Source organism: Lysinibacillus sp. 38-6, assembly GCF_046245175.1.
In the GTDB taxonomy this organism is placed as follows: Bacteria; Bacillota; Bacilli; order Bacillales_A; family Planococcaceae; genus Lysinibacillus.
The window spans coordinates 1,248,641-1,266,766 of the sequence record NZ_CP176417.1; the positions used below are offsets into that span (position 1 = coordinate 1,248,641).

Annotated in this window: 19 protein-coding genes; 8 read left to right on the forward strand and 11 right to left on the reverse strand. The window is 34.6% G+C overall.

Features of this window, described 5'->3' with window-relative positions:
• Nucleotides 1-4: 4 nt before the first annotated feature.
• Nucleotides 5-925 carry a hypothetical protein gene (locus ACKVEV_RS06445; protein ID WP_409369579.1) on the reverse strand — a complete coding sequence of 307 codons (921 nt, stop codon included), beginning with the start codon at nt 923-925 and terminating at the stop codon, nt 5-7.
• Nucleotides 926-1,113: 188 nt separating this feature from the next.
• On the opposite strand from ACKVEV_RS06445, the gene ACKVEV_RS06450 reads away from it, so the two are divergent.
• The 3 genes from ACKVEV_RS06450 to ACKVEV_RS06460 all read left to right on the forward strand — a co-directional run bounded on the left by ACKVEV_RS06450 (nt 1,114) and on the right by ACKVEV_RS06460 (nt 4,483).
• Nucleotides 1,114-3,339, forward strand: coding sequence for a sensor histidine kinase (locus ACKVEV_RS06450; RefSeq protein ID WP_409369580.1), 2,226 nt, complete (start codon nt 1,114-1,116; stop codon nt 3,337-3,339).
• A complete protein-coding gene (locus tag ACKVEV_RS06455; RefSeq protein WP_409369581.1) occupies nt 3,336-3,962 on the forward strand; it encodes a response regulator transcription factor in 627 nt (208 codons plus the stop codon). Before ACKVEV_RS06450 ends, ACKVEV_RS06455 begins: the two co-directional genes overlap by 4 nt.
• Before the next feature lie 320 nt (nt 3,963-4,282).
• The gene (locus ACKVEV_RS06460; RefSeq protein WP_010859201.1) at nt 4,283-4,483 is read left to right on the forward strand and encodes a cold-shock protein; all 201 of its coding nucleotides are present in this window, start codon (nt 4,283-4,285) and stop codon (nt 4,481-4,483) included.
• Nucleotides 4,484-4,556: 73 nt separating this feature from the next.
• Here ACKVEV_RS06460 and ccsB read toward each other — a convergent pair whose 3' ends face one another.
• Complete coding sequence (gene ccsB, locus ACKVEV_RS06465; RefSeq protein WP_409370516.1) at nt 4,557-5,711, reverse strand: c-type cytochrome biogenesis protein CcsB; 1,155 nt, start codon at nt 5,709-5,711, stop codon at nt 4,557-4,559.
• A 183-nt stretch (nt 5,712-5,894) separates the two neighbouring features.
• Nucleotides 5,895-6,326, reverse strand: coding sequence for a GNAT family N-acetyltransferase (locus ACKVEV_RS06470; protein ID WP_409369582.1), 432 nt, complete (start codon nt 6,324-6,326; stop codon nt 5,895-5,897).
• A 324-nt stretch (nt 6,327-6,650) separates the two neighbouring features.
• Between ACKVEV_RS06470 and ACKVEV_RS06475 the strand changes: the two genes are divergently transcribed.
• From ACKVEV_RS06475 to ACKVEV_RS06485, 3 genes are all read left to right on the forward strand, one after another.
• On the forward strand, nt 6,651-7,205 hold the full coding sequence (locus tag ACKVEV_RS06475) for a GNAT family N-acetyltransferase (protein WP_409369583.1): 555 nt from the start codon (nt 6,651-6,653) through the stop codon (nt 7,203-7,205).
• A 511-nt stretch (nt 7,206-7,716) separates the two neighbouring features.
• A complete protein-coding gene (locus ACKVEV_RS06480; protein ID WP_402922239.1) occupies nt 7,717-7,881 on the forward strand; it encodes a Spo0E family sporulation regulatory protein-aspartic acid phosphatase in 165 nt (54 codons plus the stop codon).
• Between the two features lie 221 nt (nt 7,882-8,102).
• Nucleotides 8,103-8,567 carry a hypothetical protein gene (locus tag ACKVEV_RS06485; protein WP_409369584.1) on the forward strand — a complete coding sequence of 155 codons (465 nt, stop codon included), beginning with the start codon at nt 8,103-8,105 and terminating at the stop codon, nt 8,565-8,567.
• A gap of 201 nt (nt 8,568-8,768) precedes the next feature.
• Here ACKVEV_RS06485 and thrS read toward each other — a convergent pair whose 3' ends face one another.
• The 6 genes from thrS to ACKVEV_RS06515 all read right to left on the reverse strand — a co-directional run bounded on the left by thrS (nt 8,769) and on the right by ACKVEV_RS06515 (nt 13,784).
• Nucleotides 8,769-10,691: a threonine--tRNA ligase gene (thrS, locus tag ACKVEV_RS06490; protein WP_409369585.1), complete on the reverse strand. Its 1,923-nt coding sequence runs from the start codon at nt 10,689-10,691 to the stop codon at nt 8,769-8,771.
• Nucleotides 10,692-11,188: 497 nt separating this feature from the next.
• Entirely contained in the window at nt 11,189-11,698 is a 510-nt protein-coding gene (locus ACKVEV_RS06495) for a hypothetical protein (RefSeq protein WP_409369586.1), read from the reverse strand.
• A gap of 124 nt (nt 11,699-11,822) precedes the next feature.
• Nucleotides 11,823-12,284, reverse strand: coding sequence for a hypothetical protein (locus tag ACKVEV_RS06500; protein ID WP_409369587.1), 462 nt, complete (start codon nt 12,282-12,284; stop codon nt 11,823-11,825).
• A gap of 253 nt (nt 12,285-12,537) precedes the next feature.
• A complete protein-coding gene (locus ACKVEV_RS06505; protein WP_409369588.1) occupies nt 12,538-13,023 on the reverse strand; it encodes a GNAT family N-acetyltransferase in 486 nt (161 codons plus the stop codon).
• 15 nt (nt 13,024-13,038) lie between these two features.
• Nucleotides 13,039-13,386, reverse strand: a complete 348-nt coding sequence (locus ACKVEV_RS06510) for a DUF3147 family protein (RefSeq protein ID WP_409369589.1) — start codon at nt 13,384-13,386, stop codon at nt 13,039-13,041.
• Nucleotides 13,386-13,784 carry a MarR family winged helix-turn-helix transcriptional regulator gene (locus ACKVEV_RS06515; protein WP_409369590.1) on the reverse strand — a complete coding sequence of 133 codons (399 nt, stop codon included), beginning with the start codon at nt 13,782-13,784 and terminating at the stop codon, nt 13,386-13,388. The genes ACKVEV_RS06510 and ACKVEV_RS06515 overlap by 1 nt, the downstream gene beginning before the upstream one ends.
• A 383-nt stretch (nt 13,785-14,167) precedes the next feature.
• Between ACKVEV_RS06515 and ACKVEV_RS06520 the strand changes: the two genes are divergently transcribed.
• Entirely contained in the window at nt 14,168-14,464 is a 297-nt protein-coding gene (locus ACKVEV_RS06520; RefSeq protein WP_409369591.1) for a hypothetical protein, read from the forward strand.
• 59 nt (nt 14,465-14,523) lie between these two features.
• Here ACKVEV_RS06520 and ACKVEV_RS06525 read toward each other — a convergent pair whose 3' ends face one another.
• The gene (locus ACKVEV_RS06525; protein ID WP_409369592.1) at nt 14,524-15,501 is read right to left on the reverse strand and encodes an HD domain-containing protein; all 978 of its coding nucleotides are present in this window, start codon (nt 15,499-15,501) and stop codon (nt 14,524-14,526) included.
• Nucleotides 15,502-15,764: 263 nt separating this feature from the next.
• Between ACKVEV_RS06525 and ACKVEV_RS06530 the strand changes: the two genes are divergently transcribed.
• Nucleotides 15,765-16,415 carry a FusB/FusC family EF-G-binding protein gene (locus ACKVEV_RS06530; RefSeq protein ID WP_409369593.1) on the forward strand — a complete coding sequence of 217 codons (651 nt, stop codon included), beginning with the start codon at nt 15,765-15,767 and terminating at the stop codon, nt 16,413-16,415.
• A 108-nt stretch (nt 16,416-16,523) separates the two neighbouring features.
• Here ACKVEV_RS06530 and ACKVEV_RS06535 read toward each other — a convergent pair whose 3' ends face one another.
• Nucleotides 16,524-17,804, reverse strand: a complete 1,281-nt coding sequence (locus ACKVEV_RS06535; RefSeq protein ID WP_409369594.1) for an oligosaccharide repeat unit polymerase — start codon at nt 17,802-17,804, stop codon at nt 16,524-16,526.
• Between the last annotated feature and the right edge of the window lie 322 nt (nt 17,805-18,126).

The following is an 18,126-nucleotide window of genomic DNA, read 5'->3' on the forward strand; positions in this document are numbered from 1 at the left end:
GGTATTACACATCTGCGCTTAAAGCATTGTCGTGTAATTCTTTTGCAATTTCTTTTTCTGTTGTGACAAAAAATAGCGGTAACAACATGATTGTTAACAGTATTGGTCCAACCATAAACAATAAGTCAATACCTGCACTAAAAAAGAGACCAAATGCTGTCAATAATCCAGACATCACTAAAAAAATAATTTGCCCGACAACAATTAATAACGGAATAATTTGATACATATAGTTTAGTTTCCTAAATTGATGCATTTCTTCTGGGTACTGGATAATTCTCCTTTTCAAGCGTCTCGACAAAATCCAACATGCAACAATTTGCACGACAATAAAACTGAAATAGATTACTGTCGTTAAGACCATCTGACGTTTTGCAATTGCCCCATCAAAATGGGCAACTCGTTGCTGTAATAATTCATTAACCGCTCCATTATAAACGTATTCACTTTCACTAAAGTATGTCAGCGGCTGGACAAAACCGAGTGTTGCCCATTCTTTCCTATTTACTTGCCAATCTGTTAATTTACTTGCCATAATGCGCAATTGGATAGACTCATCGTCACGAAACATACCAAGTAACGTTCGATATGGTATCGATAACTTCAATTGGCCATCCTGTTTCTTTTGAAATAAATCTTTGATAAAAAATGTATAGGCAACATTTGAATGATTCGTTTCAAAATGAGCACTTTCCACTTGCCAATGACTAGCTAAAGAAGCCTCTATATCATTTTTCATTTCAGAATAAGGCGTATCATTATGTAACTGCTTCGGAATCTTATAAACAAAATGATTATCACTGCCAATAATACAAATATCCACTTCTAATGCGTCTTTTTTTAACGGTGTAGCGAAGGTTATTGTTGGATACGCCATGATGGCGACTAGGAAAAACAGGATGAGAGACAGCACACTTCTTTTCATACAGCGTTCCCCTTTCAGTCTCATAGGCTAGATTCACATTATCACAGCTTTAACCGAAAACACTATTTCGTTATTCCGAAAAAACGATAGTGGTTTTCCGAAAGACTATAATTCGGTATTCCAAATTTTTTATAAATTATGGATAATAAAGGAGATACTTATTGATGAAACGAGGCACTTATTAAATAATGATGAAAGTTCAAAAAGAATATACTACCCGCTTATTAACTTACAGTATTTTTATTACTTATCTTATCCTTGGTATTTATGTCCTTATTATTGCTGTCAGCAGCCCTTTTATTAGCATTCTAGTCGATACATCAGATGGTCAACCGACGGTCATCCGCTCTTATTATTCACAATGGGCACAACAACATCAAATCGAACAAGGCGACATAATCCTGACAATTAATCAAAAAGCAGCCACAGGTTTTAAATCTTCTCAAAAAAATCTTTATATATCCAGTGCAAACGAACTATCTATTTTAAAGCCGGATGGTACTGTGCATGAAATTAATGTGAAGCATCGAGATCTTCCTGAAGAATTTTATTTACATATTGTATTTCCAATGTTTTATTTCGTACTTTGCTTATGCGTGGCAATGTATTTGTGGAAGCGTAATAAAGATCACTTCATTACACAATTGCTAATGTTATTTCTTTTAACATGCTCATTAGCGTACACAAGCATAGGGGCCTCTAGTAGAGGCAATTTAGTTGGGATGATTGTCAATGGTGTTTGCATCGTTTTATGCTTAGTGTTAATCATTCACTTTTTACAGCATTATTACCGTTTATTACATATTCAATGGACGTACCTCGATACGAAGTGGCTCTATTTTATACCACTTATCGTTATACCATTGTGTTATGGCACGGAAAGGGTTGTCCCACAATTTAGGGCCATTACCCCTATGGTTACGCTCTGCCTATTTGCGCTCCTCGTTTTATATGCGATGTATATTTTACTGTGCAGTTATTTACGAACAAGGTTAGCAAAAATAAGATTAATCGCAATATCTTGCATCATTCCATTTTTACCGTTTTTACTGTTATATGTTGTACCTGAAATTTTAAGTAGTCGAGCATTTATCCGACCTGAAATTAGTATTTTATTTATTTTGTTTATTCCCTTTTCCTTTATTTTCATCCAGGTCAATGAACGTTTGTTTGATATAGAGTACCAATTATCGCGTTTTCGTTATTATTCATCTATCGCCTTTTTCAGTTCACTTATTATTTCGATTTTATTAGCCTTGTTAATGATTGAACAACTTTCTATTGCTATGCTAATTGTTATTTTTATCGTCGTTTTCATTGGTTTTATCGCTAGCTTTTATATTAAAGAGCAACTTGATTTTAACCATCGCAAAATTATTTTTTCGTCTTCTGGTGATTATGTCCATAATTTATATGCGTCAGTAAATCGCATGAGCAAAGCAAAAAACCAGCAAGATTTGCTTGCCAGTCTTCAATATGAAATTACTGAAAAACTGGGTACCACAGCCTTTACATTAGAAACGACTGAAGAGAACATTCCTTTATCACGTGGGGAGATTCGAATTGAGAACGACATGACACAACTACTTATCCATGATACAGTGGATGAAAAGGTGCTAATAAAGATTAGACATACATTACAAAAAGAAGAATTGCTTTGGTTGGAGTTGCTAGCATTATATGTGTCCATGTTTATCGATAATTTAAAGCTGATTGAAGACTTAATACAGGATATACAACATATGAAAGATACGAATAACGCTCAACTTCCTTGGCTAGATAAATTGTTATGGAATATTGTAGAGAAGGAAAAAAGTATTTTAGCACAGGAATTACATGACACAATTTTACAGGAGCAACTCCATTTGGCGAGAGAACTAGATGTGATTGCAAGCTCCCCTAAAATTGAAGAACATAAAATATTAGCCATTCGAGAACAACTATTAAATGCTACGAAGGATTTGCGGGAATATTGCGAAAATCTAAGCCCTCCATTACTCGATACTTTTGGATTAGATATGGCTTTAAAAAAATTAGTGCAAAAAGTAAAAATACGAGCAGATTTTCTATTATATACACAAATTGACCGCTTCCAGTTTCAAGATGCAACTTTACATTTAGTCGTCTATCGACTAGTTCAAGAACTACTCAATAATGCAATTAAACACGCAGAGGCTTCTAAAGTTTCACTCAAGCTCCTTGCGGTTAACAATGGTTTTGTTCTCCAATATGATGACAATGGCATCGGCTGTCATATAGAAGATTTGATGCAATCATCTGCTTCCATGGGCATTAATGGCATTCGAGAACGTGTTCGTGCATTTAACGGAGACATGACCATTACCTCCAAACCAAATGAAGGTATGCATATTAATATTGAAATTCAAGAGGAATGTGAGGAACTATGCAAATGATTAATATTTTGATTGTAGATGATCATCCTGTCGTTTTAGACGGAACAAAAACTTTATTACAAGACTTAGAAAATGTCCATATTGAAACAGAACAGGAAAGTGCCAATGTTCTGTCTAAAATGGAGACAAAGAAGTTTCAGCTCTATTTGATTGATATTAATATGAAACCATTGAACGGTATTCAGCTGGCTGAAATGATTAAGAAAACTCAGCCTGAGGCACTCATTATTTTATACACTGGTTATGAATTATCCGATTATTATAAACTACTTGTTGAAAAAAAAGTGGATGGATTGTTATCGAAGCTAGCTACGAAAGAACAGGTAATTCAAACAATCCAAGCTACTTTGCGTGGAGAAATTTTATTATCGGCTGATTTTTTAGATTTCGTCCAACAGCACTCAAACCGTACAAATGCTAAGCAGGAAGTGTTACTCAGTCATAAAGAACAAGAAATTTTGCAGCTCGTTGCACAAGGTTGTACAAATAAAGCCATCGCCTCTGCAATTGGTGTTACCCAACGTACAGTCGAGAATTATTTATCCAAACTGTTTGTCAGACTTCATGTTGAATCTCGAGCTGAAGCTGTAATCGTTGCAAAAGAAAAAGCATGGATTGACTAAAACGCGTTAAAGGTTAGACGATGTGACAAAATAGATAGTTGTTTTATAGTTCTTTCTCCATGCAACAGGGATACTTTATACCTTTATTTTGCAGTACTTTTTTTAATAATTCTATTTTTGATACCTTTTATGTAATTTTTTCTTACTAAAAAACGGCATTTGCTGGATAAATGTATGAATCTGTTATATAATGAAAGTAATAATTAAATTACTTCATCGTAAACAATGAGTCCACGTATTCAAACGTATGATGATTATGTGTTTATTTTATACAGCATGAAGGAATATGATTGTTGAATTTATTTTTGGAGGTTTTTTAAATGACTCAAGGTACAGTAAAATGGTTTAACGCAGAAAAAGGTTTTGGCTTCATCGAAGTAGAAGGTGGAAACGATGTATTCGTACACTTCTCTGCAATCCAATCTGAAGGTTTCAAAACACTTGAAGAAGGACAAAAAGTAGAATTCGGCGTTGAAGAAGGTAACCGTGGCCCTCAAGCTACAAACGTTGTAAAACTTTAATTCTTTTTCAAGAATTAACAGTTCAAACTCCAAGAGACATCCGTTATGGATGTCTCTTTTTCATTTTTCAATTTTAAGCGTAAGAATGGAGACCTACAATGACTAAATTGACGAAAACTTGATTAAAGATAATGATAGCAAAGCCAATAATGGCTAACCAAGCTGTTTTCTCCCCTTCCCATCCTTTTGAAAGACGAAGATGTAAAAACGCTGTATAAAATAAAAATGTTATAAGTGCCCAAACCTCTTTAGGGTCCCATCCCCAATATCTTCCCCATGCAATTTGTGCCCATATCATGGCAAATAGTAATCCGCCTAACGCAAACAATGGAAAGCCAATCACAACTGCTCTATATGAAATTTCATCCATTAAGGCTGGTTGTACGCGCTTTGTAAGTGGTTGTAAAATGACAATGATAGGCTTTCTAAAAAGCAAGCGGATGGCACTATATAGAATTGTTCCTACGATAAATGACCAGACGATTGAATTCAGCTGTTTAGCATCAATTGTTTTCGTTATTTTGACAATGCCAATTGTCTCTCCACTTTCCGTTACTGCTCCTTCATTCACAATGAGTGGTATCATTGTATAGACCGTCTTAACCTGTACACCTTGGGCATTTTTATATTGAATGTGTATGTCTTCTGCCATTACATTAAATACCGCTGTAACGCCACTAAACCCGATAACAACGATTAAACAGAACATGACAACTTCTAATGCAACGGAAGTTATCGACCTTTTATGAACATCCAATGTTCTCAGCAAATAAATAATGCCAGTAGCAAAAGAGATTGATAATATAGCACTTGAAAACGCAACAGTTATGACATGAATAGTTAACCAATTACTTTGTAAGGAAGGTACCAGTGGTGTTACTTCATTTGTGAATACGCTTCCATAACCAAGAATAATTAACACGATTGGAATGACGAACAATCCAACAACAATCTGCTTATACAAAAAATAGATAATGAGAAAGCTGGCAGTAAGCATGATGCCAAAAAACGTCATAAACTCATACATATTACTAACTGGTGCATGTTTTACCGCGGACCATCTTAAAATGAAGTAACTTAATTGCAAAATAAAGGCAGAGCATGTAAGTATCAGTCCTAGTCTTCTAAACATAGGTCTAGATGATTTTACTGCTAGACCAAGTGGTAAAATAGCAATCAACAGTAAAATAAAAGCTAGAAATAACGAATTGCCACTCATACTTTTAATTTTTTCAGTTCCCAATAACAACGACCTCCAACATCCTTTTTTAGTAGAAGTTGTAAATACTTCTCCCTACAAGAACGTTATCGTTTACATTTAGTTGCTATTTTTTACTATATTTAATGTTACAAAATAATGTCAAACTGATGGATAATAATTCCTATTAAGAAAATAACCTGTAGATTTAGATTACAAACATACTTTCTTCATTTTAAAATAAATGATTTCCGGATCGCCCTCATCTAAGTTTTCGATATAGCCACTTTTTTTGAACCCGGTAAGGTCAAAAACTTTTTGCATCGGTGTATTGGAGCTATTCGTAGAAGAAAAAATTTTGCTTGTTGGTGCTTTATCGACAAAGTAAGCAAGTAAATCGGTGGCCACCCCTTTTCTTCTGACAGAAGGTTTGACGATTATTAATGAAATAAAGCTATATTCAAAAAAATCCGTTGTAAAAATTAAAAAACCAGCAATCGTGCTATCCGTTTTTTGAATAAAACATCGCTTGTCTTGTATAGCTTTTATGATCGTATCCTTTCTTGATAAATCTCCTATCACTTCTTGATCAATTAGACATAGTTCATCCACTTGCTCTAAAGTTGCCAGGTCTATTACTGACATGATTCGAATCCCCCTCGCACAAGATTAAAAATAATTACTATTCGTACATCGTTACTTCCTATTGCATGCATACCTTTAACGCGCATTCGTTGTATAAGATTTTAACATAATAAGGAAGTAAATGATGAAAAATTGACACAATTTTCATCACATTATTTTTCATTTAATTACTTAATATTCCAAACTATGCTATTATTATACTATTCGATTTTAAGGAGTTGTGCATATGATTGCAAAAGAAGCAGTAGATACGTTATTGAAAAGAATTCATTTTCAAGGGATGTAACACTAACTGCAGCCCTTGCGCGAGGGAGAAGAATTTATATGAAACAATATTTAAACGATTTTCTAAATGGACAACTTATAATCCTAAAGCAAATGGCATCATCTGATTTAGATGAGTTTATAAAAGTGGAAAATGAAAAAAGTACCTTGTTACTTGCTAACGATGACATTCCATTCCCACATACCGTGGAAGACCATACTTCATTTTTCCAAAATATAAGTGGCAAAAAACAGGAATTTTTCTTTGGTATTTTTGAAAAAACGACACAACAGTTTATTGGATCATGTGGTGTTTATGCCATTAACTGGACAAATAGCACTTGTTCCGTTGGGATTTCAATTAGTGAAAAATGGCATGGAAAAGGATTAGGAACAGACGCGATGCAAACGCTCATAACGTTTATTTTCAATTACATCGCTATCAACAAAATTAAATTACAGGTTTTCAGCTTTAACTTAGGCGCTATCCGCTCCTATGAAAAATGTGGCTTTACAAAAGAAGGTACGCTACGAAATGAAATTTTCCGCTTTGGCAAATTTCACGATATCATCGTATTTGGCCTATTACGCGAAGAATGGCTTTCACGTAGTTAAAACAACGCACACATTCAAATTAGAATGTGTGCGTTACTTTTTGTTTGAATATTGTACCTATCAAGATAATAAGTCTATTTATGTCAAGCATTTTAGAAAAAAAGAATTATCTCTATTAATTAAACAGCAAAGAATAGAATTTGATAAATTGCGACAAGAAATGTAAAGCAATAAATGCTCGCAATCCATTTTCTAGTTATATAGACAAATGCGTATAGTAAAAAAGACATACATTGGACTATTTCGATTATTTAGCTTTTCTAAATGTAAAACTTTATATTATCGCTAAATACATAGCTTTTTCACTTACATACAGGTCAAATAATTCCATGAAAGTTTATATTCTTATTATAGTTATATAGACTAACTTGTGACTAAATTACGAATTTCAATATCCATACACAATGTGACAATTTTTTTGTTTTAACTGATATACAATGAAAAAGCTGAATCGAAGTCATTAGCGTTTTAAATCAAGAATATGCGAAAAAAAATTAGGAGGAGAATGAAGTTGGTAAATATATTGCTTAAACAATTCTTGAAGTTTGAAATTGAGATCAAAAGGAGAATTATGTATAAAAAGGCAAAAGATTTAGGTTTTACTCACCCTGCCGTAGTAGATTATAGCCAAGAACTTGACGTATTACTGAACCGCTATTTTAAACAAGCATCTTAATGAGGAGGAGTATTTATAAATAAATTTTATCATGTCATCCCATTTCGATAAAACCAGTCAAAAAACATGACGACTTGGCTGGTTTTTCTTACAGTTTGATCGATTGTTAAAAAAAGCTTCAATATTTTGCTCAGTATTTGCCATGTTACTGTAACGAAACGTATACATAACAAAAAATTGGGAAATCTACCTATAACGCTTTTTTTGTAGGAGGCCAAATAATGCAAGTACTATTTTTAACATTGGTCGTTATATCTAATTTATTTTCACACACTGAGACTCTACCAGAAAAGTCGACTGCTACTATTTGTGAACCGATCACTACAGTAAATACTACGTACCAATACCCGGATAATCACTTTCAATCATTTCTTGTTGAAGACGAATTTTACATGCAATTAGATAAATCAGTTTATGAAAATTACCATAATGCTACGTTTACTATGCATAAAAAAATTCTATTTAAAGATGTGACTGAAACCCAAAAAACCTTTAATTTGGAAACGAATTTTACGCATGAAATAATGGATCTCTCACATCACACGATGATTCATCCTAACAGACAAGTTTATTTTTTAGCTTCATTTCAACAAACTGAACAAGAGGAATTTCATAAATTTATCGTCATTGATGCACAAACGAAAAATATACTTATAGCTGATAGTATTTACACACCAATACGATAATTGATAAGAAAATTTCTTACTAGAGTATATAGTATGCTTGGAAAAACATTTCTAGAAGCATCTATCACACATTTATAAAGAGAATTTAACGATTTTGTACAAGTAAATGAAGAAACTAATGACTTTCGTATTTTGGCTATGTTCACATAATTTTTCTATTCCTTTTATAAAAGCCTGATAATCAAATCAGGCTTTTCTCTATTAAATAATCGGTAATGCTTTGTGCAAAATTTCTTGTTTTAATTCTTCAACAAATTGCTGCAGCAGTTTTTCGTTCAACGCTTGCTGACCATATTTGCGCACTGTGACGCTTTGATTGTCTCGCTCTTGATCACCCAATACTAAAATATAGGGTATTTTTTTGATTTGTGCTTCTCTTATTTTTTTCCCTAGTTTCTCTTGACGATTATCTACACGCACACGTATATGTTCATGTTCAAGCGCTTGCACAACTTGCTGAACATACGGTTGATGGCTACTTGCGACCCCTATGACCATTACTTGCTGTGGTGCTAACCATGTCGGGAATGCGCCACCGAAATGTTCAATTAAAATGCCTAAAAATCGGTCAATGGAACCAAAGACAGCCCGATGAATAACGACTGGCCTAACTTTTTCATTATGCTCATTCAAATATGTTAGATCAAATTTCTCCGGCAGTTGAAAATCGAGTTGGATTGTTGCACATTGGTGACTACGTTGAATCGCATCTTTTATGTGAATATCAATTTTTGGCCCGTAAAATGCACCGTCTCCTTCGTTCTTTTTATAAGCATATCCAACTTTCACAAGGACATTTTCTAAAGCTGTTTCCGCTTCTTGCCAAAGTTCACTATCCCCCATAAAATCATCTGGTCTTGTCGATAATTCGATTTCATATTGGAATCCAAATACGTGATACATATGATCAATAATTTTTAGTGCAAGATTTATTTCATCCTCTATTTGCTCAGGCGTGACAAAAATATGGGCATCGTCTTGGCAAAAAGTTCGCACACGTAAAAGTCCGTTCAGCGCACCGCTAAATTCATGGCGATGTACTTGCCCAAACTCTGCCATTCGAATTGGTAAATCTCGATAGGAATGTCGGTTATTTTTAAAAATCAACATATGCCCCGGACAATTCATCGGTTTTAGTGCAAAACTTTGCTTATCTACTTGTGTAAAATACATATTATCCTTATAGTGATCCCAATGTCCCGATTGTTCCCAAAGACGCTGGTTCATCATAAATGGTGTACGAACTTCTTGATAATCATATTTTGTTTGTAAATTACGTAAAAAAGTTTCTAATTCGTTGCGCACTATTTGACCATTCGCTAAATAGAACGGCATGCCTGGTGCTTCCTCTGAAAACATAAACAATTCAAGTTCTTTCCCTAATTTACGATGATTCCGTTTTTCTGCTTCTTCTAAAAATCGCAAATAATCTTGTAATTCTTCTTTTGTGGCAAATGCAACACCATAAATACGTTGGAGCATTTGGTTTTGACTATCACCTCGCCAATAAGCACCTGAGACATGCATTAATTGGAAGTGCTGCAATTTCCCTGTAGCCGGAACATGTGGTCCACGACATAAATCATAAAAATCACCTTGCTCATAGAGCGTAATTACTTCATTTTCTTGAATATCCGCAAGTAATTCCAGCTTTAAATGATCATGTTGAAACAACCTTTTCGCTTCTTCACGCGTAACTTCTTTGCGTTGTATTGGACTATTTTCTTGCACAATTCGATGCATCATTTTTTCTATATTTTGCAGATCGCTAGGTACTAGAGATTGTGCTAAATCGATATCATAATAAAATCCATTTTCAATGACCGGCCCTACGCCAAACTTTGCCTCAGGATATAAACGTTTCATTGCTTGTGCTAACAAATGCGCAGTTGAATGACGAATCACTTCGATTCCTTCCTGTGAGCTAGCATCAAAAAGTTTGATTTGGGCATCTGCCAATATCGGGCGCGTCAAATCAATGATGGTTCCGTTAACACTTCCTGCGATTACTTTTTTGCGCAGTGCTGGGCTAATCGCTTGCGCAATGTCGGTTAGTGTAACACCTTGTGTAAATACTTGTTGCTTGCCATCTGGAAATTGAATACTAATTGCTTGATTTGACATGTTCATTTCTCCTTTTCTAGAAAATAAAAAAAACACATAACCGCCCCAAAATAGGGACGAGTATGTGTAATTTACCCGTGGTTCCACCCAAATTCCTACTAGATGTACTAGTAGCTCTTTGACTTTGCTGTAACGTCGCAACGACGGTGCAAGTTTCCAAGCACGGCTCAAAGGTAGTAAGAATTGACACTGCATTAGGAAGTTTTCAGCCTAGCCTTCCCTCTCTGTGAATCGTTCATCAAAACTCTTGTCCTTATCATCACTGATTTCACTGATTTATGAAATTGTTATTCACTATAACGGACATACCATTACTTGTAAATGTTTAAAAATTTTTAAAATTCATTTTCTATACTTCAAAGTGGTTACAAAAACAGGACTAGGGGCCATTATTTTTTTATGGGACATTTGAAATGTTTCTAGCGAAGCAATGCTCAGAACCTTGCTTATGCTAGGGACATTCAAAAAAGTGTTCACTTGAACACTTTTTTATTGATTTAATAGTGATTGACAATTACCTCATTATGCCAACTTATCGAATCTGATAGTTGATAGGATACCATGTTAGCAGTGACAACAAGCATAACACCAGCTCGAGACAGCATGCTGTACGTTGGGTTTTCGAGTACAAGGACAACATAGCCCTCCCCACTCCCTTTGTCATCTAATGCATGCATTGCATCAATTTCAAAAGTTGTATATTTGTCATCAGTCAAAGTAGGTATGCGCTCATCTCTATAGCGTCCATGTTCTTTCAAATTGTAGCAAACTGGCATCCAACCTTCTGACCAATCGATACTGCCGATAATTTCTTTACTTCGTCCTGCAAGTTTTCCGATTGAAAAGGTAAAGTATATTTTCATGATGGCCTGATCCAATTCATTTTTCCCTTCACATATCGCTTCAACTTGGAGCATTATATCACCTTTAGCCTGTTTCTTCACAACAGCAATTATGGTTACTAATATACTAATAGTAAGAACGATGCCAACGAATACTAATCCCATTAGACTCCTCCTATCATAGCAATAACTATTACCATTAGATTACCATGTTTTAGAAATAATAGGTTTTTTTCATCAAACAATCTTATGAAATGACAATGACCTAAGTAATAAGACAAAAATTGAGTTAGTTATTTGCTTCAAGTTTAGCGGTAAATGTAAATGGAATTTTTAAATATGTATATTGTATCGTCACTTTGTGTATTGTTGTAGCCTCCACTTGTAATGCGTAATATTGTGGTTGTTTACCAATTGCTTGTCGGTCTATGTATTGACTTGGGAAAACCTGCACTTGCGTTATTTTATGAAATGACATGTTGGGGTTGTTGTCCATTTTTGTACCCACCTCAAACGGTTCTGATTTACTGATAATCAGCTTGGCACTCCCTGGCAATTTATCATCGACAAGTATCGATTGTAATTGTAATGCTCTTAATCCTTTATTCTCAATTTCAATCAGAATAGATGGTTGACCATTCGCGCCTGTATAACCATTGACTACAAGTGGTGGATTACTTTTCAAATAAATAACGAAAGCCGCTCCCACTACTAGCACACTAAAAAATAGGATAAATATTATTTTTTTCATTAGATTCCTCACTTTCACGCTTTACCATAAGTATAACGACTAATAGTAAGTAGCGGAACAAATTTCTCTCTACTAGTAGCCTTCTACTATCTTGCATTTAGTATTCTAAGAAAATATTTATTCATTTTTTCGAAAGTTGGATTATTTAACATATAATTTTTAAATGGTTGCACTTTATCGATGCTCGCTTGTGACTGTTCTTATTCCCCCATGCTTAAGTCGTTCAAGCTATTACGGTAAAAAAACATCTACCTCATATCGAGGTAGATGTTTTTTGTAGTTTTATTTCATCGCGGATTGGAATCCCATCATAGCCGATTAACGGTATTTCAGGTTTCAATGCTCTTGCACGTTCAACCGCATTTTGTAAAATTTCAACGAGGGTATAGCCACGTTTTTGATAAAATTTCAGCGCATGCAAATTATCATTCGTTGTAATTAGTGATACTACCGTACAAGCATGTTGCCATGCGTGTTCCTCTACAGCTTGTACTAGTAATGTACCGATACCTTTGCCCTCTTCAGTGCTGTCGAGGGATATCAGTTCACATTCGTCCCCTCGTATGACATAAGTTATAAGACCGATAATAGTTTGACTTGCGTTTACATAAGCAAAACCTTGTAATTGGCTACAATCATATATCCCGGAGGAAATAACCATTTCGGTAGTACCCCAATGCGCTTGAAAAAAAGCAATGACTTCGTTTTGAGACACTTGTGAAATAGGAATTACTGACATTATACTACACCTACTTTATATTGAAATATGAAATACTCCTGCAATCGCTTTCTGAATACCTAAACATATTGCCCATGACACGACACCTAGCCCTATTGCTAAAACAATGTGGATGGATGATTTCATTGCCACATACATTACAAATAACATAACCATCGTTGCTGGAAGTCCAACGATAACGCCGATCATAAAGCGCTGAATATGCTCATTAGGTTCACTTTGAACGGTTAACCAAATAATACTTAAAATACTAACAAGCGGCAGTGCTGCAATAACCCCACCATATGTAGGAAACCTTCTTGCTACTTCTGTTACAAGGGCGATAATTGCGGCGGAGCTAATAATTTTTACGAGTGTGTACATTATTTCGACACCTCACTTAATAATCGAAATGCTTGCAACACATCTTGTTGTTCTTTTTCGGATAATCGTAAGAGTGCTTGTTTTAGCTTAGTTTCATCTAGTTCCGTATTTTTCTTTAAAACAAGTTGTCCTTCATTTGTCAAAAAGAGCTGAACTTTGCGTTGGTCATCTGTTGCCCGCATCTTTTGAATCCAGCCATGCTGCTCAAGTTTTTTTATATGCTCTGAAGCTGTATTTTGTGAAATATTCAGTAACGTTGCAATATCGCGTACAGTCACTTCATCTTCTTTTTCAATCATCTGTAAAATACGGACACTTTGGTGGGATATGACATCTTCATGTGTTGTATGAAGATGATAGAAAATATTTGTAAAATAATGATTTAGTTCTTGCATCATCAGTTAATCTCCTTTAATATATCGTCGATACCGATTATATCGTATAAGACGATATATTAAAAGGTTTTTTTTACAATGATACTAGTATCTATCGTTGTTACTTTAGAGAAATTAGAATAATAGCAAATGTTGTTAACATCTTTTGGCAATCTTGCATAACGAAAATTAAATACGATAGAACACGTCCTTTTATCGTAATGCAAATTTTCGCTCTTTTTGGCCATTTGCGCACTGTATTTATTTGTTTTTTCCTTTATACATCCATATGTTCTTGTACCATGTACATTTGTGCAGTATTATTACACTACTAAATCTAGAATTCATTACGAAATTGAGGGTTACTCGTGTTATATTTGGTGTATTTTTTTGTCGGTGGAACAATTATGGTTTTAGCGTTACTCTTAAGTCAGTCTAAGTATTTATTTTTATCAGGCATTATTACTGCCTTGCCTATTCTGACGCTAATCAATATGGGTATGCAAATGAAAAATATGAAAGCAGATACCTTTCACACTGTTTTACAAAATACCGTTTTTGGAGCTGTCGGCATGCTACTGTTCACTGTGCTCGCCTTCCTATTAACAAACTGGTATAAGCCTGGTATTGCTGTTATGAGCGCACTTGTAGTCTATGCCGTGTTTATGCTTTGTGGGAAATATATGATGTCGATCGTGTCATAAATTTCTAATTTTATTTGGGCTGCCAATCAACAGCCCTTTTTAAATAGCCTAAATTTAGCTTATTTAGCTGTTAAAACTTTTATATAAATCCCTTTCGTTGATTGTTCATAAGCTGTTTCCCCTAATTTTCTTATCAAATCAGAAACATGCGAGGCTTTTACAAGCTCCCCATTTACGCAAAGACAAGGGTCTATTAGTCGTACTTTATTTTTTCGGAAAATATCATAATCAGTAGCATCTACCCTTACTTCAACATTTGGATGTAATCGATTTAACAGTTCTTGCACTTGTTGATGATTAGATGACTTCATAATGGCCATTAGTTCATCATCTGTTTTCAAAAAGTCTTGTTGAGAAAGTATTTGTTGTTCTAGCGATAATTTTAAAGCCTGAGTCAATTGGTCATAAGCATAGATATTTAAAGGGTCCAAAAAAAATCCAATAACTTCCTGATAATAAGTTTGAACAAACCATTCAGCACTTTTTAAACTTTTTAAAGCCATCTTCCCTTGAATCACTTGTAAGTTCTGGAGAAATGTTTCAACCTCTTCAAGTGTAATAAAGCCATATGTATACATATCACGCAAAGTATAATCCACTCGATCTGCACATAATGCTGGTGCAGGTTGTTCAAGTAATGGCCATTTAGAAATATCAACAATTATTTTTTCATCATAACGATGCTTCCTAAGAATAGAAGGTATTTCAGATTTTCGAATGACATCATGAAATATTATTTCATGATAATCCTCATCTTGAAAATTCAAAACAGCATCCACAACATGTGAAAATGCCGTATGGGAAACATCGTGTAATAACCCTGCAATCTGTTCCTCTATCGAGCCACCTAATTTTTTAATAAGTAACATAACACCAATCGAATGGTCAAAACGCGTTACATTCCAGTTTTCGTTCACTAAATAGCTTGCTCCCCCTTGATGGATACCTTTCAATCTTTGCATTGGCTTACTTGCAATCAACTCTGCTAACACATTGTCAATTTCGAATTGACCGTACAGTTTATCTGAAATAATCATGGTCAGCCCCCTTGTATCATTTATTTTTACTTTATTGAAATATTAATAGGTCATCTCCGCTCCTCTCTCTTTATTTCGTTTCCTTAAAATGTTAAGATAGAAATAGCTTTCTTTACAAGGAGGAATCGAAATGGTCGCATTCTTTTGTAATGCCTGCTCTAGACCCGTCAATTATCAGGTCGAAGAGGTCTTGGCATAACCTTCAAATGGATGATCTCTTTAGGCCACCAATTTACAAGCCTAATATACAGGAGTGAATTCACATGGAAAAACAAGCAATTCAGCCGTTCTTAACGGTTGCTAACTATCATTTACTGGAACAGCAAATGAATAAAATTTTACAAACACTCGCAACATCAATAGATAAAAACGTCATTCTTACTGTGCGCGGACTTGCACAAACTGAAATTACTGAAAACATTGTTATGACAGCTGCACAAGCTCAACTATTAGAGCCTATTTTATCTGTCTCGGAACGTGGAGCAGGTGAAGCCTACTTACAACATTTAAAGTCGTATGTGATCCCCTTCAAACCACTTACAGCGAGCACCATTAAAAGCTTGTTTAAAAAAGAAAAAAAGTTAAAAATGCCGAAACTTGAACAATTGGATTTTCAGCAAATATGCTATTTGGCATGGGATGATCATGGGACGCATCGTAAATATGTCATTATCGAGCAAGATGACAAACTGAAAGCCATTAAAGGCATTTTCTCTAATAATACAGTTCGCGGCATCTGTGCCATTTGTAATCGCCATGCGGATGTAGGCCTATTTACCACCTCCATCAAAGGAAATGTCGTTGGCACCTATACAAACCACAGCAATTACATTTGTGCAGACAGTCAGACATGTAATCAACATGTATCAGATATGGCTAAAACCATTGCGTTTTTCGAGCGCGTTACTGAATAATAAGAAGCCTTCTCCAATTGGGGAAGGCTTTATTTTTGTAAGTTCCGCTGCTAATCCTAAAAAACTATCCTCTAAAGATAATTAACTTTAAAGGATAGTTACATTTTTTTAATAGTAAAGCTTACGCTTATCAGGCGTAATGATGGATGAAGCAATAATAACGAAGCCTAGCATAAGCACAAAGATTAAATCGAGTAATCCAGTATGCATCGAGACGGTAAACACGGTAATCGTAAAGGCGTAGGCAACCGTGTGGAAACTGCGAATGCCGTTTTGCTTTACTTTATTATAAATGAGAGAGATTAATACTCCATATAATAGGAAGCCGATCGCAACTAACAAATAGCCCCCATCTAAAAACAATTGGCCAATAAATGTTGGCGTTGTTGTTCGATCTTTACGTGTGGTCCATATACCTCGTTCGAGCGTAATTGAATTAACGACCTCTGTCACCTTCATGCGAGGTGAAATTTGTTCCCCAGGTAATATTGTACTGAAAATTCCCTTATGGATTTCACCTTTTAGGTATCCTTCTTCTTTTGTATATTCAATAATCGTACTTAAAACGATATGACTTGTGACAGCTTCAGCATTTAATGCACGGACCCATTTCGGAACTAAGTTTACTTTTTGTTCGGCCGTTAATAATTTTTCTTCTTGCTCTGCAGTTAACTCTACATCTGGCTTTGAACGATCATTGAATGCTATTGACGTATCTTCTGTCAGTACACGTATAAAGCCAAACAATGAAAAACTTACACCGATAACGAATATGGCCGTTAAAAACCATGTTAATTTCACTCTCATGACAACATAGTGGAACACAATAATTCCTGTAAATAACATAATGATGAGCGGCGTACGATAGGCCATTAATAAAAAAAGAAACATGACAACAGCAAAAATCAAACCGTAGACGATTGCTTTCTTCCATGTCATCGTCTTTTCCATTATCATTTTATAACACAATAGTAATAAAACCCCAAACCATAATAATTGGCTAAAGAAGTTTAACTTTGGATCTAAATTACGTCGGTTGGCTTCATCTGTAATTCCCAAGTTGCCATTATAAATCATTAAGAAATATGATCCTAACCCAAGTACAGTTAAAGCTACAATAAAATGAATGACATACTTCCCTAAAAACGACAGGCCAAACGATGGAATCGTCCACTCTAGTTTATCGATTAAAAATACACCTATGTAATAACAAATAACGGCTAAAATAACAGCCGGCCATATAGATACATGAATACCGAATTGTTCAAATTTATGCCAATCAAATAAGCTAATAAAAAAATATAACAGTAAAATAAATGGCAAAAAGAAATACGGTGAAAACATATCAATTTTATTTAATTTCGCAATACTTTGTTTTAATTTGTTCATACGTAACACACCTAATAGATGTAACTTCCCCCCTTTTTATTTTTGTCAAACAAAACTAGTGTATCACATTTTTTGTAAATTTTATAGATGGTTTCCATTTATTATAAGGGATTTAATCAAATTTCAAGTTTAATGCAAGAGCGTTAAATATAAGTGTTACAGCCGTTTTAAACAATATCTTTTTGAGTTAAAAGATTTAAATACATTATCAAAAATTATTGCTTCAAAAAATAATAACAAGCAATACGATAATTAATATAATGATAAAAATTAGGAAGCCTTTGAAAGTAAATCCTTTCACAATATTTCTTTCTGAAAAATA